Raw genomic sequence first — 16,699 nt, 5'->3', positions numbered from 1 at the left:
TTCCTAAATAAAACTTTTAAATATGGAGTTTCGCAATCCCCATTCCAACAACAATAAAATCCCGGCCAAGAAAATGAGCGGCCTAAACTTTTCCTCGTATTTGTAATATTTGAATTCTTCTATCTCTGTTTTTTCCAACTTGTTGATTTCATCATAAATCTCCTCCAAAGATTCGTTGTCGGTGGCACGAAAGTATTTTCCTCCGGTCACCTCTGCTATTTCTTTGAGCAGTTCCTCATCGATCTCCACTTGGCGCATTCCGTACCGGTAGGAGCCATCGGGATTATAAGCTATGGGAGATAGCGCATTCCCATTCGTACCTAAGCCAATGGTGTATGTTTTGATTCCAAAGCCTACGGCCAGATCGGCTGCGGTTCTTGGTTCAATAAAGCCAGAATTATTGACACCATCCGTTAAAAGAATGATAACTTTACTGATGGCTTTACTTTCCTTTAGGCGGTTTACCGATGTGGCCAATCCCATACCAATGGCGGTACCGTCTTCCAAAACACCATAGGTGATTTCATCCAACGCATTGAGCACAATGGCCTTGTCGCTGGTAATCGGGGTTTTGGTATAACTTTCTGCAGCGTAGGCGACCAATCCAATACGGTCGTTGGGGCGTCCTTCAATAAATTTGGCGGCTACCTCCTTTAGGGCTGATAGCCGATTGGGCTTTAAGTCGCGGGCCAGCATACTGGATGATACATCGATGGACATGACAATATCGATACCTTTTGTGGTTTTGGTACGGGTTGAAATGTCTTCGGTTTGAGGTCGGGCCAAGGCAGTGATAATGGCAGCTAGGGCCAACAATCGAAGGGCAAACAAGATAGGCTTGAGTTTTGAAGCCCAACTTTTGACCGTGAATCCTTTGATACTGGAAATCCGAAGGGAAGCCATTTCATTTTTTCGTTTGAAAAAATACCATAGCAAAGCCAATGGCAGCAAAAGAAGCAGCCAGAAAAACTCGGGATTTGCAAATTCTATATTCTCAAACATTTACGCCTGTAATTTTACGTCTAAACTGGTTAAAATTCGGTCCACAATCTGTTCCGCATAGGCATCATCCTCCTCCCAAGTAATGACCACTTGCTGTATAAAACCTTTGCCACCAAACGACAAGATGTTGTATTTGGCCCTTTTGGAATCGCCATCGGGCGTTTCCAAGGTGCCGGTTCCGAAGGTTTTTACGCCTTTCACGCCAGATTGTGTCACGAACTCCTCTTGCTTGGTAATGATATTTTTGAGACCGAGTTGCTCAAAATTGGTCAAAGTAGCACCTATCACGGCTTCAAAATTGGGGTCTTCCTCTTGGTTCTTGAAGGTGATGGAACTGGCGCTCACCGAAAAGATGCCCGCATAATTACCATAAGAAAAAGCCTGGAGCTCTTTGATCAATTCTTTGGTTTCCTTGGGCATGTCCGGTTCTTGGCGAAGCAACACCTCCGGTGTTTCCAATTCTATGGGCGGGAACCCGTACGAACTGGATACCCATTCACCCTCCAACAGGTCTTTGGTAGGATAGCCAAATACGGTGTCCCGTACTTGCTTGGCACCAAAATAGGTCACGGAAAATACAGTTCCCAAAATGAGAATACCGGCAAAAATAGCGGCAGCCCAATAGATACGCTTGCGCTGTTTTTTCTTGGCAAGTTCTTTCAGGTATTCCTCGTCCAATAGCAGGTCTTCTTCTGTCGGTTCAGGTAGTGCTTCGTGGGTTTTGGTTACGATTTCCTCCACCAATTTCCTGTCTTGCTCCGCAATGGATGATGCCGGTTTGGATTTGGCGAATTTCACCAAATCGGCAGTTTGCAATATTTTTTGGAATTGAAAAATGGTATCGTCATCCAATTTAAGTTCCCCAGCATCCCTCAGCATTTCTAATTTGGTAATCAGTTCGGAGGTTGTGCTTTCCATGGCGGTCACATGTACTTCTTCTTCCAAAAAGGACCTCATAATATCAGTTAACTCGGAATAGTATTGTTTGAATTCGTCTTGGATAAGATATTTGGAGTTTTCCAGTTTTTTGAGTTCCAAAATGGCACGGTCATAAGGTGGGAGCAGGGCCACTTTTTCTTCTTCTGTCAAGGGCTTTTTGCGCAAAAAGAACCAGTACACCAATCCGCCGACCACAATCAAGCCCAAAAGAATCCAAAGAGCGGTGAGCCACATTTCGGCATTGCTCTTTTCCACTTCCATCAAAGGCTTGATGTCGTACATTTTTTGTTTGGTCGTATCCACAACCACATCAGCAACCTTTACTTGAAACGAATCCGTAAAAAAGGGTTGTTCATTGATGGCGATACGCTGAGGTGGAATGGTATAGGCACCACTATCAAACTGTGTAAGGGCGTATATTTTTTGCAGGATAACCTTGCTGTCTTGCTTTAGGGTATCGGCCATAATCGCTTCGACGGTTTCCAGTGGGGAAAACGTTTGTCCTTCTGGAAAAAAGACCACATCGGTGGAATCGGCTTCAACCGTAATGCTATATTGGATTTGTTCCCCAATTTTGATGGCCAAGGTGTCCACTTCGGCCGTTACCTTGGGTTCGGTCTGGGAGAAACCGAGCAACGGCAGCAGGCAAAACAACAACAAAGTGCCCAGTAGTTTTTGGACCCTGTTCAAGTGTATTGTTGTATGGCAACTTTCCTTTATCATTTATGCTCTCCGTTTAAAATAGCCCAATAATTTTTTTACATAACTTTCGTCCGCCCGACAATTGATTACACCAGATCCAGATTTGTTAAAGGAATTGATAAAGTATTCCACTTTTTCCTTGTAATGTTGCCCGTAGGCCGAACGCACCTGTTTGGATTGGGTGTTTACCAATTGTATTTCACCTGTTTCAGCATCTTGCATTTGCACCATACCCAAATTGGGGATGGATTCTTCCCGTTCATCATAGACCCGAATTCCGGTCACGTCATGTTTGTTGCCCACAATTCGAAGGGTGTTGTCGTAATCATCAGCTATAAAATCGGAAAGCACAAAAACGATGGCCTTTTTCTTCATCACATTGGTCAGGAACTTCAAAGCCTCGGCAATATTGGTCTCACTGCTTTTTGGATGAAACTCCAACAACTCCCGTATGATTCGCAGTACGTGGCTTTTTCCTTTTTTGGGCGGGATAAAGAGCTCCACCTCGTCGGAAAACAGAATAAGGCCCACCTTGTCGTTGTTCTGCAGTGCAGAAAAGGCAAGTGTTGCGGAAATTTCGGTGATGATATCTTTTTTAAACTGATTGGAGGTGCCAAAAAACTCGGACCCACTCACATCCACCATCAACATCATGGTGAGTTCGCGCTCCTCTTCAAACACCTTTACAAAGGGTTCGTTGTAGCGGGCGGTCACGTTCCAGTCAATACTCCTTACATCGTCCCCAAATTGATACTGGCGTACCTCGCTGAATGTCATCCCCCGACCTTTGAACGTAGAATGGTACTCCCCACCAAAAATATGGTCGGACAGACGTCGGGTCTTGATTTCAATTTTGCGTACTTTTTTTAGTAGTTCCTTTGTATCCATTTGGTTCAAGAAAAATAGGTTTTCGGGTTGGTTAAAGTATTGCTACTTATTCCGATAAACATTGAACCGCTAAGGCACTTCTACCTCGTTTACAATCTTGTTGATGATTTCTTCGGAAGTAATATTTTCTGCCTCGGCCTCGTAGGTGATTCCAATACGGTGGCGCAGTACATCGTGTACCACGGCCCTCACATCTTCTGGCACCACATACCCCCTTCTTTTGATAAAGGCGTAGCACTTGGAAGCATTGGCCAAGTTGATACTTCCCCTTGGAGAGGCACCAAAGCTGATCAATGGCTTCAAGTTTCCAAGGTTGTATTTTTCCGGATATCGCGTAGCAAAGATGAGGTCGAGTATGTATTTTTCGATTTTTTCGTCCATATATACCTCCCGAACGGTATCCTGGGCCCTCAGAATTTGTTCTAGGGAAACTACAGGATTAACGGTTTCGGTGGCGCCCCTCAAATTTTGTCTGATGATCAGTTGCTCTTCGTTGAGTTTTGGATAATCGATAACGGTTTTTAGCATAAATCGGTCTACCTGCGCTTCGGGAAGTGGGTAAGTACCTTCTTGCTCCACAGGGTTTTGGGTGGCCATTACCAGAAAGGGTTTGTCCAAAATAAAGGTTTCATCACCGATGGTCACCTGCTTTTCCTGCATGGCTTCCAAAAGTGCGGATTGCACTTTGGCAGGGGCCCTGTTGATCTCATCGGCCAAAACAAAGTTTGCGAAAATGGGGCCTTTTTTAATGGAGAAGTCGTTTTCCTTGATATTGTAAATCAGCGTACCGATCACATCGGCGGGCAATAGATCGGGAGTAAACTGTATGCGGCTAAAACTGCCTTTTACCGCTTTTGCCAAGGTGTTGATGGCCAGTGTCTTTGCCAGTCCGGGAACACCTTCGAGCAAGATGTGCCCCTTGCCCAATAGACCGATCAATAAGCGCTCCACCATGTGGTTCTGACCTACAATGGCCTTGTTCATCTCAACCCTTAAAAGGTCAATAAAAGCGCTCTCTTGGGCTATTTTCTCATTCACAGCACTAATATCAATAGTAGTGTTTTCTTCCATTGTAAACTTTTATTGTTTGGTGTTAAGGTCGGGGTTTTTACTAAGGTGTGCAAAATGAAAATTTATTTAAAACCTGCCTGTTAATTAATGGTTAAAAAAAACGCTAAACCCCTAGTTTTATGAAGGATTTAAGGCTTTAATTTTATACTTTCAGCGCTTATGGAACAGACAACGAAATTTTCCCGTGTGATATCGGGAGCAATGACCTGGGGGAGTTGGGGTAAAAAACTTTCCAAAAAAGAAATGATGGAATTGATGCACCACAGCATCGAGTGCGGACTCACTACTTTTGACCATGCCGACATTTATGGTGGATATACCACCGAGGCTGATTTTGGAGCTGCCTTTGGTGATAGCGGGATCAAAAGGGAAACTATTCAGTTGATTACCAAATGTGGTATTCAATTGATGGATAGAAAAAAAAACCGAATCAACCATTATCAGTATGATAAAGATTATATAATCTGGTCAGCGGAGGAGTCCTTGAAAAAGTTGAAAACTGATTACTTGGATTTTTTCTTGATACACAGGCCAAGCCCGCTGATGAATCCCAATGAAATAGCTGAAGCCGCACGCCATTTATTGGTCAGTGGAAAAATAAAGCAATTTGGGGTGTCCAATTTTACCACCTCACAAATGGCCATGTTAGAAAAGGCCGTTCCTGTGGAAGGCAATCAGGTAGAATTTTCCCTCACCCATCACGACCCTATGTACGATGGGGTTTTTGATGATTGCATCGCCAACAAAAGAATGGCAATGGCTTGGAGTCCTTTGGGCAGTTTTTTTAGGGAAGATGATGAACAGGGGGCCCGAATCAAAGCGGCGATGGAACCTTTGATGGAGAAATATGATGCCGATGAAAGCCAGTTGCTTTTGGCATGGATTTTAAAGCATCCGGCCAAAGTGCACCCTGTGATCGGCACAACGAATAAAAAACGAATGGAATTGGCCGCAAAGGCCATAAAAATAGATTTGGAACTTCAAGATTGGTTTGCCCTTTTGGTGGCGGCCCAAGGGCACGATGTTCCGTAGAAAATGAATGCAATGGCAACAACAGCGTTAATAACAGGAGCAACAAGTGGAATTGGAAAGGCAACGGCCGAACTTTTTGCAAAGCAAGGTTTCAATCTGATTCTTTGTGGCCGCAGGGAAGAGCGTTTGCAGGAGCTAACGAACCGATTAGGAAGGGACACATCCATTTTCACGCTCAATTTTGATGTGAGAAATCGTGAGGATGTATTCTTGGCCATCGACAGTTTGCCCAAGGAATTTTCAGAAATCGATATTTTGGTCAACAACGCGGGAAACGCACATGGTTTGGACCCTATTGATAAGGGCAGCCCAGATGATTGGGATGCCATGCTGGACATCAATGTGAAGGGATTGCTGTATATGTCCAAGGCCATTATTCCTAAAATGGTGGAGCGCAAATCAGGGCACATCATCAATATTGGTTCCACTGCAGGCAAGGAAGTGTATCCGAATGGAAACGTGTATTGCGCCAGCAAACATGCCGTGGACGCCATCAACCAAGGAATGCGCATCGATTTAAATGCCTATGGCATCCGGGTCGGGGCCGTAAATCCAGGACTGGTGGAAACGGAATTCAGTGATGTCCGGTTCAAAGGAGATTCCGAAAGGGCTTCGAAAGTATATCAAGGCTTTCAACCCTTGAAACCGGAGGATATTGCCGATATTATCTTGTTTGTAGTCACTCGACCCTATCATGTAAACATTGCTGACCTTGTTGTAATGCCTACCGCCCAAGCCAGCAGCACGATTGTGAAGAAAAATAGTCCATAGATGATGGTTAAAGTTCAAAACTGTCAGTTCGAGTTTTTTCAGAAGGAAAAAGTATCGAGAACGTGGTTTGTGCGATTAAAAATTCTTTTCTCGATACATTTTTTTGAACTGAAGTTCAAAAAACTACTCGAAATGACGAATTTTTCTTTGGTTTCCGAAATCCCAAAGCTTTGAATTATGATCAACAAACGCCTACTCGTAAAAAACTTATTAGCCCATAACGATGAGAATAGTTTTTACGACAAAAAGCGTTTTATATCCATAGGGGAAAAGGAAGGCAAGGCCAAATTTTTAAAACATGTCTGTGCCCTCGCCAATAGCAACCCGAAGAACAATTCGTTTATCGTGATCGGAGTCGAGGATGAGGACAACAAGATCGTGGGCGTGGATTTTTTTGATGATAGCAAAATCCAGAACCTCGTGAACGCCTATCTGGACAACCCTCCTCTGATATCCTACGAGAACATCCCATTTCCTCATTTGCCCGAGGGGAAGGTGGTCGGTTTGGTCACCATCAGGTCCAACGGGAAAGTATGTGCGCTGCGCAAAAATATCTGGAAATATTATGGGGGTGCCGTGTTCTTTCGTGAAGGCAGTATTAGCTTGCCCAAAGCTTTTGACATTGAGCTGAAGGACATCAATTCCGAAAAGGTGGCTACCATTGAACAACATGCACGGAACAATATCGAGTACACCTTGGATGCGGTGCTCAACTTTTTCAATACCCGCCACCCCGATTTAACCAGCGATTACAAGGTTTTCAAGGAGCAATTCGTGGTCTGCTGGGCTGGCAACAAGAAAAAGGTAAAGGGCAAAGTGTATTATTCTAGAGTGGATATTGAATTAATCAACGAACAGGTGAAGCTCTTCTATTCCGCTTTGGATGAAATTACCATCGATTATGATGACGATTCCTTTAAAACCTTGGAATATGTGCAATTGGGATTGGGTTCACAACAAAAATATTATCCGTTGGAAGAAATGACGATTACCTTTTCGGACAATGGGAAGTATACCATCAATAGCAAATTGGTTTTTGAGCCGCCACAGTTTGATAAGAAAACCTTGTATCACGTTTACAACACAAACAATGCGTTGCTCAAAAAACTGGAAAACCATATTCCGTTGACCGATTCGGAGCATACCGACATCACCCATCTACCTGCTACGTATCTTATTTGTTATTTGAACGGGTTTGAAGAAGCGAAGGACAAAATGGAAAGTTCCCGCGCCTTACTGAAGGCCTATGACACTCATGTGTATCAATCCCTAAAGGAATCCCAACGGATTTTACGGAAGGTGAGGTACGCTTAGGATTTCATCAGCCAAATCATCTGATAGGGCATCACTTCCAGGAGCGCACTGTTCAAACGCACCTTTTCACCGGACACCAAATCCACGGGATCCCCTTGACTGAAATAGCCCAATTTTTTGATCCAGCTACTGTCGATTACCTGAGGGTTTTCATCAAAATTGCAAAGTACGAGCAGTCCCTTATAGCCTTGCGTTCTTTCAAAGGAAAAGATATGGTCGTTACCCGTGTGGCATAGTTCCAAATTGTTGTTATCCGCAAAAACCCCATGCTCCTTTCGTATTTGGATAAGGTGCTGCAGCGCACGGAAAATATTGGATTGCGGCGAGTCCAGTTTGTCCAGTTGTGAGATGACCTCCCAATCCTGCATGGGGCGGTTCACCCAGCGACTGTCTCCTTTTTTGGCGTCGTCGGTTTGAAAGGAGTAATCGTTCAAGGTGCCAATTTCGTCACCGGCATAGATCAAGGGGATTCCTCCAAAAGCCAAGGTAATCCCATGCAGCATGATGATCTTGTCAACGGCCTCTTTAATGAGCTCTTCATCTTTGGTTTGGATACCCTTCTCCAGTCCTAGGAGGGAAGCTGCACTCCCTGTGATACGGCCGTCGCCAGTTTTGGGATTGTACATGAACAACATCCCCATGGCGGGCGACCAATCCAATCTGCGGCAATAATAATCCAACAAGAATTTGCGGTGCATATTGGGATTCCATCCCAGTTCTTCAATGAGGTGGTTTTCGTACCCCAATCCAATATCATCGTGGCAGCGGATGTAGTTGATCCAAGTACCATCTTTGGGTTTTGACGGAACGTGCATCAAACTTTTGTAGAGCAACGAGGTTTTTTTGGTGGCAATGGAATTCCATAAGAGTGCCATCAACGAAGCATTATAGGCAATTTCACATTCGTTGCCCTGTTTTTCATCTTCCCCGAAGTATTTGATAATGTTCGTAGGAGCCACAATCGCTTCAGCCAATAGAATAGAACCGGGAGCCACCACTTGAAGGCACATTCGGAACAAGGAAATCAAATTATGTGCCTCGGGAAGATTTTGTGAGATGGTTCCGATTTTTTTCCAGAGAAAGGCGAGTGCATCAAAACGGACCACATCCACGCCCATATCGGTCAGTTTCACCAAATTGGTCAACATTTCCAAGAACACCTCTGGATTGGTGTAGTTAAGGTCCCATTGATAACTATTGAACACCGTCATCACCCATTTTTCCATTTCTGGGATATAGGTAAAATTGCCCGGCGAGGTTTCGGGAAATACCTCTGGCAAGGTTTTTTCAAATTCGGCAGGGATGGTGAAATCCTCGTAAGTGTAATAGTAGCCTTGGTACTTTTTGTCTCCCTTTTTCGCTTTTTTGGCCCAGGAAAACTCATTGGAGGTATGGTTGACCACAAAATCGAGCATCAAATACATACCGTTTTTTCGAAATGCAGTGGTCAGTTCCAAGAGGTCTTCCTTGGAACCGTATTTTGGATCTACTTCCAGATAATTGTTCACCGCATAGCCACCATCACTTTCGCCCTTTGGCCGGGTAGTGATGGGCATCAGGTGCACAAAGTTGACTCCCAAGGATTTGAAATAGGGTATTTTTTCCTGTAACCCTTTCAAGTCCTTATTGAAATGCTCCACATACAACTGCATACCCATGAGCTTTTCGGATTGGTACCAGTTTCCCGATTTTAATCGGGCGATATCCTGTGATTTCAAGACCTCGGGCCTTTCCAAAAATAATTTGGGGAGCAGTTTCAGCAACTTTTGAAAATGGGGTGCGTAGCGTTCTTCCGGATATAAGGAAAAAAACTGCTTTTGAATCAAGGTGAGGTTAGTGGCCAAGCGTTGATCAAAAAGCTCTTGGCTGCTCTTCCCTTTGTGAGGGAGCAATCGGTGTAATTGGGCCTGGTTCATTTATGCTTCAAGCTGGTCTTTGGTGGGTAGGGCTACAATGGCCCCGTAGTTTGTGGTGGTGATGGCCCCAGCTTTATTGGCTTTGGCCACCATATTTTCCAACAGTTCAAAATCTTCGAAAACGGGCTCAAAATTGCCCAAATCAGAAATTTGGTACAATAGGCACCCAATAAAGGCATCACCGGCACCAGTGGTATCTACGGGGGTGACCTTAATACTTGGGATTACTTTTTTGGTTCCATTGGTGCTTAGGAGTGTGCCATCTTTTCCCATGGTGACTGTAATGATTTTGGCCCCTACCTTATGGAGGGCATCACAAGCCACATGGATATCTTCTTTTCCGGAAAGTAGTTGAGCTTCTTCCAAACTGAACTTGCACAGATGTGATTTTTCCACAAAGGGCATACATTTTTTAATAAAGGTTTCCGTGTCATCCTTCCATAAATCTGTTCTGTAATTGGGGTCAAAACAGATGAACATTTCCTTGGTGAGCCCATCAAACAAGTATTTGGTATAGGTTTTTTCCAAAGGTCCCCCCAAAAGAGCGGTTGCTGCTCCCAAGTGGAGAATGTTACCCGGGAGGTTTTTTCTAAGGTCTGGATTGTAGCTGAGTTCTTGGTCTGCACCCCGACTGAACACAAAATCGCGCTCGCCGTCTTCCGAAAGGGAAACAAAGGCAAGTGTGGTAAAGGTTTCGGAAAGCTGGGCCAATGAAATGTCGACACCTTCGTTTTTTAAGGTATCCAAAAGGAATTTCCCAAAAGGGTCGTTTCCAACACTACCTATAAAAATGCCGTTTCCGCCAAGTTTGGCGATGGCACAGGCTACGTTGGCAGGAGCTCCGCCCGCTTTTTTGGTAAATTGGGTGGCTTTGGAGAGATCGCTCCCTTGCTTTTCGGCAACAAAATCGATCAACAGTTCGCCAATACAGTATACTTTCTTCATAGTACTTCGGAATATTCTAAGGTACATAGAAAATAATACCACGTCCAAAAATCAGTTAGGTTTATTTGAATTCTAGGTTAAATCCGTGATAAAGCCGGTATGATTTTTTAGCAGCCAATCATTTGTGTGTAATATTGTCAAAAACTTTTCTATGCGGACATTGGTAGTGGGCGACATTCATTCAGGAGTAAGGGCTTTGGAACAATTGATGGACAAAGCGAGGGTGTCGACCGAGGACCATATCATTTTTCTGGGCGATTATGTGGATGGATGGAGCACTGCCGTGGAAACCATTGATTATTTGATCCAACTCAAAGATCAGTATAACTGTACATTTATACGCGGCAACCATGATGAACTCTGCAAGGCTTGGCTTATTGAGCAGAAGGAAAATCCACAATGGTTGGCCCATGGTGGCGAAGCCACGCGGCAATCGTATTTGAATGCAGATAAGGATACGTGGAGAGTGCACCTTGATTTTTACGAGGAGCTTCAAAACTACCATCTTGCAGCCGACAATCGACTGTACTTGCATGCGGGCTACACAAATCTCAAGGGGATAGACTACGAATATTTTGAGCAGTCCTTTTATTGGGACCGCACTCTTTGGGAGCTTGCCACGGCCCTTGACCCTGAATTGGAAACCACAGACCCTAAATTTCCAAAAAGGCTTACGCATTACACCGAAGTTTTTATTGGGCATACCCCTTTGTCCAAAACCGGTTTTGTGGAACCGACCAAAAGGGCCAATGTTTGGAATGTGGACACGGGTGCTGCGTTCAAGGGCGGCCTAACAATGTTGGACGTGGAGACCAAGGAATTTTGGCAAAGCGATCCCGTACATACATTCTATCCCGGAGAAAGAGGAAGGAATTAAAAAGATTTCGATATTTTATAAAGACCTTTGTAAAAAACCCCGTACTATGTCGATAAAGAATGTAAGATTGGAAGTAATGCAGGCGATTGAACCCAAAGTAGAAGGGTATATCGATGAATTTCTTATCCCAACCGAAAAAATATGGCAACCCACCGATTTCTTGCCCGATTCGCGAAGTGATCACTTTTATGATGACATCGAAAAAATTCGAGGAGAAGCAAAAGAGCTTGGATACGATTTCTGGGTGACCTTGGTTGCCGACACCATCACTGAAGAGGCCTTGCCTACCTACGAATCTTGGTTGATGGATGTGGAAGGTATTGACCAGCACAACGGCAAGGATAATGGCTGGAGCAAGTGGGTGCGCGCTTGGACTGCCGAGGAAAACCGTCACGGCGATGTATTGAACAAATATCTATATCTTTCGGGACGCGTGAACATGCGCGAAATTGAAATCACAACACAACATTTGATATCCGATGGGTTCGATATCGGAACCGATAGGGACCCGTACAAAAACTTTGTGTACACCACCTTCCAAGAATTGGCAACCAACATTTCGCACAAAAGAGTGGGCAAAATGGCCAAAAAGAAAGGAAATGGTCTTTTGGCAAAAATGTGCACGATTATAGCCGGTGATGAAATGAGACACCATTTGGCATACCGTGAATTTGTCAAGACCATTATGGGCCAAGACCCAGATGGAATGGTACTTGCCTTTGCCGATATGATGAAGAAGAAAATTGTGATGCCCGCTCATTTTCTAAGGGAATCCGGTGGAAGTATTGGAGAGGCCTTTGAACAATTTTCCAATTGTGCCCAACGATTGGGAGTGTATACTGCCCAGGATTATATCGATATTTTGAAAAAACTGAACGATTACTGGGATATCGGTAATTTAAGGGGACTTTCCGACCAAGCGGAAAAGGCAAGGGTGTACCTGATGAAGTTGCCTGAGCGATTACAACGAATTTCGGAGCGCATGCAATTCTCGCAAGAACAGTACACGTTTAAATGGGTGGAAGCGAACGGGATGATGTAGAAAGACCAGTTGGTCTAGAAGCTGGATCAATATTTTCCAGCGCGATGTTTTTCCTGCCATTCAAATAGTTGTTCCCAATGACCTTCGTAGGCCATCTTGGCCTGCATGGGCCATGAAGCAGGATCGTGAATGCGGTAGCGTTTACCGCCCGAATCCAGCACTTCCTGGCACTTGTCGGCGGAGATTTCGGCCAAATCCTTCCAAGTGGTAATCTTGAAATTATGGAACAGTCCCTCGATTTTGGGCCCAATCCCTTCGATAAGCTTTAAATCGTTTTCCTTTATGGTTTTTCCAAAGGCAGCTTTAGCCTCAACAGGATCAAATATGAAGTCGCTCTTTGCGGTTTGTGCAATGTCCTTAAGTTGGATTTCCTTGGTTTGAATCGTGTGCGAATCCAGCCTTTTCCGGCAGATGTCCAAATCCGACTTTAGCTTGGCATTCTCAATTTCAAGCGCGTTCAACGCTAATGATTTCTCCATTTTTCGGGGGGTATCGGATTTGCCAAAGAAGTATCCTAGGATACCTGCAATGATTCCCGTAAATGCCAAGATGACCCAATACCAAATAGTTGAACTTTCCCAATCCATAGGCAAACAAATAAGCGGCAAAAACCGCACTTTAAAATAGCACAAAAATCTTAAATCTGCTACGGAATTGCCTCAAATTCAACAAGACAACAAAAAATAAACGGAGTTGTAGGAAAAATCCAAGGCAAGAAACAAAATAAATGGTACCAACCATACACTTTTTGCGACCACTGATACGATACCTCTTAAATTCCTAAGGAAAATTATGGAAATTTGAGTGGACAATAAGTTTAAGAACCCTGTTTCTCCCGACAATGATCCGGCATTGAAATAGGGTTTTAAAGTTAAGTTTGAGTTAGTTAAGTTGGTTTTAAAGACTGCCCATTTCGTGTTATTTACAAAATGGGCGGCTTTTTATGTTTATAGGTCAAACTTGATTCCCTGCGCCAATGGCAGTTCGGTAGTGTAATTGATGGTGTTTGTCTGCCTTCTCATGTAGATTTTCCAAGCATCCGAACCGCTTTCACGGCCTCCTCCGGTTTCTTTTTCCCCACCAAAGGCTCCACCGATTTCAGCACCTGAGGTACCAATATTTACATTGGCAATGCCACAATCCGACCCTTCTACGGAAAGGAAACGTTCGGCTTCCCTTAAATTGTTCGTCATAATGGCAGAAGAAAGCCCTTGTCTTACCCCATTTTGCATATCCAGTGCATTTTGAAGGTCACCACTGTACTTCAAGATGTACAATACAGGCCCGAAGGTTTCATGCTGCACAATCTCGAAGTGGTTTTCTGCTTCGGCAATCGCCGGTTTCACGTAACAGCCACTTTCATAGCCTTCGCCTTCCAGCACACCGCCTTCGACCAAAATGTTTCCGCCTTCGGCTTTTACCTTTTCCAAAGCGTTCAAATAATTGTTTACTGCGTCTTTATCGATGAGTGGTCCCACGTGGTTGTTCTCATCGAGAGGATTTCCAATGCGTATTTGATTGTAGGCGTCCACAATGGCATTTTTTACCTTATCGTATACGTCTTCGTGTACAATCAACCTACGGGTGGAAGTACAGCGCTGGCCACATGTACCCACGGCTCCAAATACGGCTCCGATAACGGTATTTTTGATATTTGCATCTGGTGTAACGATGATGGCATTGTTACCACCAAGTTCCAATAATGTTTTTCCAAGACGTCCGGCTACTGTCTGTGCAACTATCTTTCCCATGCGTGTTGAACCGGTAGCGGAAATCAACGGGACCCTTTCGTCCTTGGTCATAAATTCTCCCACGTGATAATCTCCCGTAATCAAACAGGAAATACCTTCGGGCACCCCATTTTTGGTAAAGATGCGAGCGGCAATGTTTTGGCAGGCCACAGAGGTCATCGGTGTTTTTTCCGAACCTTTCCAAATACAGGCGTCCCCACATACCCAAGCCAAAGCAGTGTTCCAAGACCAAACGGCGACCGGGAAATTAAAGGCCGAAATGATACCTACCACGCCTAGGGGGTGGTATTGCTCGTACATCCGGTGTCCTGGACGCTCACTGTGCATGGTTAGGCCGTGCAATTGACGTGAAAGTCCCACGGCAAAATCGCAGATGTCAATCATTTCCTGTACCTCGCCAAGCCCTTCTTGGTAACTTTTGCCCATTTCATAGGAAACGAGTTTTCCCAACGGCTCTTTTAGGCGGCGCAGCTCATCATTAAATTGTCGAACGACCTCGCCACGTTGTGGAGCTGGCATGGTTCGCCATTTTTTAAATCCTTCTTGGGCGGTGGTGATCACCTTTTCGTAATCTTCCTGAGTGGTGGCCTTTACCTTTCCGATAAGTGCTCCGTCAACAGGAGAATAGGATTCAATGACTTCCCCATTGGAAAACCATTCTTTTCCGGTAGAAGTACCATTATTTATTTCATTTAGCCCTAATTCTTTCAGGGCCTCTTTGATTCCAAAAGCGTTTGCAATTTTTGACATTTATAACTTTTTACGAGTGAATTGTTATATTTTCACAATATTACGAATAATCTTGAAGAGAATAAACGGTTTACAGGAATAGGTGCACCAATAAAAGTGCTATTCCTACCAAAGCAGGGAGTGCCTGTACCGTAAATATTTTTTTTGAAGCGGTAGCCGCACCGTAGATTCCAGCTACGGCAACACATCCCAAAAAGAAGAGGGCTACATACACTTGCCAAGCTCCATCTTTTATCAACAAAGACCAGATAAGTCCCGCGGCCAAAAAACCATTGTACAGCCCTTGGTTCGCCGCCAGTGTTTTTGTGGGCTCAAAGAGCTCTTCCGGAAAGCTGCGGAACACTTTTTTTGCTTTTGTAGTCCACGCAAACATTTCCAACCATAAAAAATAAAGGTGGAGCAGGGCCACAATCCCAATGATGATTTTTGCTATAAGGAGAATCATTCTTCTTTGGCTACAAATCGTTCATCAACGGGCATTACGGTACCACATTTGTTGCAGGTGCGCAGTTCTTCCGAACCGTAAAAGTGCTTAAAATGACCTAAGAAATCCTTTTCAATGTCATGTAGTTTAAAATAAACCTCATGCAGTTTGTTGTTGCAGTTATCGCAAAACCAAAGCAGTCCATCTTTGGCATCGAGGTCCATGCGCTTGCGCTCCACGACCAAACCAATGGAGCCCTCCTTGCGAACGGGTGAATGTGGCACTTTGGCCGGATGGAGGTACATATCCCCGGGTCCCAGTTCCATGGTTCTTTTTTGTCCATCTTCTTGGATATGCACTTCGATCTGTCCTTCCAATTGATAAAAAAGTTCCTCCGTCTCGTTATAATGATAATCCTTTCGAGCATTGGGACCGGCGACCACCATCACAATGTAATCACCCGATTCTTTGTACAAATTTTTATTGCCCACCGGAGGTTTTAGGGTCTCACGGTTTTCCTCTACCCATTTGTTGAGATTAAAAGGTGCCTTTATTGCCATGTTCAAAGATTTTATGAAAGGTAAAAAAATCTCTCGTGGCAACATAGCAATTCAAAAAAAAGACCCACCATAGGCGGGTCTTGCTGTGAGTTATACGGGGTTACATTAGTCTATCTTTATAAAAATCTGGGTATAGTAAGGTCTTCCGTCCTTGTCCAACTGCACGCTAAGGGCAGTATGGGTAAAGTCCCCATCAAGAGCTTGCTTATGGGAGGCACTGGCCACCCATGCATCCATAGTTTTTTCTGCGGATGCATAAAAACGGGCCACATTTTCTGAAATTTTCTGCGCATTGGTTTCCGCTGCGATGCTGGCGGCACGTTCTTCAAAATTATCGTGGCTCAAGCTGTTTTTGGAGATCATATAATTGTTGTGATCCTCAGCATATTTGTAAGCTGGTTCGCTTGTGATCAAGGCCTCCAAACCGATTGAATTTCGGTATTCGTTGACCAAATCCAGCAGTTCCTCTTCCATTTTTATGGGATCTACAGAAACTTTATCGTTTCCAATACTGGCTTCGGTATACAATTGTTCCAATTCTTCTGTCGATGATTTGCTACAGCTTGCAAGTAGCAATACCAATCCTACGATCAGCAAAGTGCTCGTACATTTTTTCATTTCTCGGGGTCGTTTTCGGGAGTGTTCTAAATTCCCTAATGTTCTCGTTTGCTAAACTAAAGGAGACCCTGCCCGTTTCCATAAAATTTCCACATCA

16 protein-coding genes are annotated in these 16,699 nt (G+C 44.2%); 5 read left to right on the top strand and 11 right to left on the bottom strand.

Going from position 1 to position 16,699, the window contains the following annotated elements:
• Positions 1–3: 3 nt before the first annotated feature.
• The 4 genes from GGE08_RS01285 to GGE08_RS01270 all read right to left on the bottom strand — a co-directional run bounded on the left by GGE08_RS01285 (position 4) and on the right by GGE08_RS01270 (position 4,602).
• Positions 4–1,002 (bottom strand): VWA domain-containing protein, encoded by a 999-nt coding sequence (locus tag GGE08_RS01285; RefSeq protein ID WP_179383109.1) that lies wholly within the window; start codon positions 1,000–1,002, stop codon positions 4–6.
• On the bottom strand, positions 1,003–2,664 hold the full coding sequence (locus tag GGE08_RS01280) for a BatD family protein (protein ID WP_257023929.1): 1,662 nt from the start codon (positions 2,662–2,664) through the stop codon (positions 1,003–1,005). It lies immediately after the preceding gene.
• The gene (locus GGE08_RS01275) at positions 2,665–3,531 is read right to left on the bottom strand and encodes a DUF58 domain-containing protein (protein WP_179383108.1); all 867 of its coding nucleotides are present in this window, start codon (positions 3,529–3,531) and stop codon (positions 2,665–2,667) included.
• 69 nt (positions 3,532–3,600) lie between these two features.
• On the bottom strand, positions 3,601–4,602 hold the full coding sequence (locus GGE08_RS01270) for an AAA family ATPase (RefSeq protein ID WP_179383107.1): 1,002 nt from the start codon (positions 4,600–4,602) through the stop codon (positions 3,601–3,603).
• Positions 4,603–4,761: 159 nt separating this feature from the next.
• Here GGE08_RS01270 and GGE08_RS01265 point away from each other — a divergent pair, with 159 nt between their 5' ends.
• The 3 genes from GGE08_RS01265 to GGE08_RS01255 all read left to right on the top strand — a co-directional run bounded on the left by GGE08_RS01265 (position 4,762) and on the right by GGE08_RS01255 (position 7,719).
• On the top strand, positions 4,762–5,634 hold the full coding sequence (locus tag GGE08_RS01265; RefSeq protein ID WP_179383106.1) for an aldo/keto reductase family oxidoreductase: 873 nt from the start codon (positions 4,762–4,764) through the stop codon (positions 5,632–5,634).
• A gap of 12 nt (positions 5,635–5,646) precedes the next feature.
• Positions 5,647–6,405: an SDR family NAD(P)-dependent oxidoreductase gene (locus tag GGE08_RS01260; RefSeq protein WP_179383105.1), complete on the top strand. Its 759-nt coding sequence runs from the start codon at positions 5,647–5,649 to the stop codon at positions 6,403–6,405.
• 177 nt (positions 6,406–6,582) lie between these two features.
• Positions 6,583–7,719, top strand: coding sequence for an ATP-binding protein (locus GGE08_RS01255; protein ID WP_179383104.1), 1,137 nt, complete (start codon positions 6,583–6,585; stop codon positions 7,717–7,719).
• On the opposite strand, the gene GGE08_RS01250 is transcribed toward GGE08_RS01255, so the two are convergent.
• Both GGE08_RS01250 and GGE08_RS01245 read right to left on the bottom strand, forming a co-directional pair.
• Positions 7,716–9,635 (bottom strand): amylosucrase, encoded by a 1,920-nt coding sequence (locus GGE08_RS01250; protein ID WP_179383103.1) that lies wholly within the window; start codon positions 9,633–9,635, stop codon positions 7,716–7,718. The genes GGE08_RS01255 and GGE08_RS01250 overlap by 4 nt on opposite strands.
• Positions 9,636–10,580: a carbohydrate kinase gene (locus GGE08_RS01245; protein ID WP_179383102.1), complete on the bottom strand. Its 945-nt coding sequence runs from the start codon at positions 10,578–10,580 to the stop codon at positions 9,636–9,638.
• Positions 10,581–10,731: 151 nt separating this feature from the next.
• Here GGE08_RS01245 and GGE08_RS01240 point away from each other — a divergent pair, with 151 nt between their 5' ends.
• Together GGE08_RS01240 and GGE08_RS01235 are read left to right on the top strand one after the other, a co-directional pair.
• Complete coding sequence (locus GGE08_RS01240) at positions 10,732–11,457, top strand: metallophosphoesterase family protein (protein WP_179383101.1); 726 nt, start codon at positions 10,732–10,734, stop codon at positions 11,455–11,457.
• Between the two features lie 46 nt (positions 11,458–11,503).
• Entirely contained in the window at positions 11,504–12,499 is a 996-nt protein-coding gene (locus GGE08_RS01235; protein WP_179383100.1) for an acyl-ACP desaturase, read from the top strand.
• Positions 12,500–12,525: 26 nt separating this feature from the next.
• On the opposite strand, the gene GGE08_RS01230 is transcribed toward GGE08_RS01235, so the two are convergent.
• The 5 genes from GGE08_RS01230 to GGE08_RS01210 all read right to left on the bottom strand — a co-directional run bounded on the left by GGE08_RS01230 (position 12,526) and on the right by GGE08_RS01210 (position 16,602).
• Complete coding sequence (locus tag GGE08_RS01230) at positions 12,526–13,086, bottom strand: hypothetical protein (protein ID WP_179383099.1); 561 nt, start codon at positions 13,084–13,086, stop codon at positions 12,526–12,528.
• Between the two features lie 360 nt (positions 13,087–13,446).
• On the bottom strand, positions 13,447–15,000 hold the full coding sequence (locus tag GGE08_RS01225; RefSeq protein WP_179383098.1) for an aldehyde dehydrogenase family protein: 1,554 nt from the start codon (positions 14,998–15,000) through the stop codon (positions 13,447–13,449).
• Between the two features lie 70 nt (positions 15,001–15,070).
• Entirely contained in the window at positions 15,071–15,445 is a 375-nt protein-coding gene (locus tag GGE08_RS01220; protein WP_218847486.1) for a DUF1304 domain-containing protein, read from the bottom strand.
• A complete protein-coding gene (locus tag GGE08_RS01215) occupies positions 15,442–15,984 on the bottom strand; it encodes a 3-hydroxyanthranilate 3,4-dioxygenase (RefSeq protein ID WP_179383097.1) in 543 nt (180 codons plus the stop codon). The genes GGE08_RS01220 and GGE08_RS01215 overlap by 4 nt, the downstream gene beginning before the upstream one ends.
• A 105-nt stretch (positions 15,985–16,089) precedes the next feature.
• Positions 16,090–16,602 (bottom strand): CAP domain-containing protein, encoded by a 513-nt coding sequence (locus GGE08_RS01210; protein WP_179383096.1) that lies wholly within the window; start codon positions 16,600–16,602, stop codon positions 16,090–16,092.
• Positions 16,603–16,699: the final 97 nt, after the last annotated feature.

Source organism: Allomuricauda sp. ARW1Y1 (assembly GCF_013407935.1).
Classification (GTDB): Bacteria; Bacteroidota; Bacteroidia; order Flavobacteriales; family Flavobacteriaceae; genus Flagellimonas.
The sequence above is the reverse complement of the archived record's forward strand: the minus strand, read 5'-3'. Positions and strand labels throughout refer to the sequence as shown.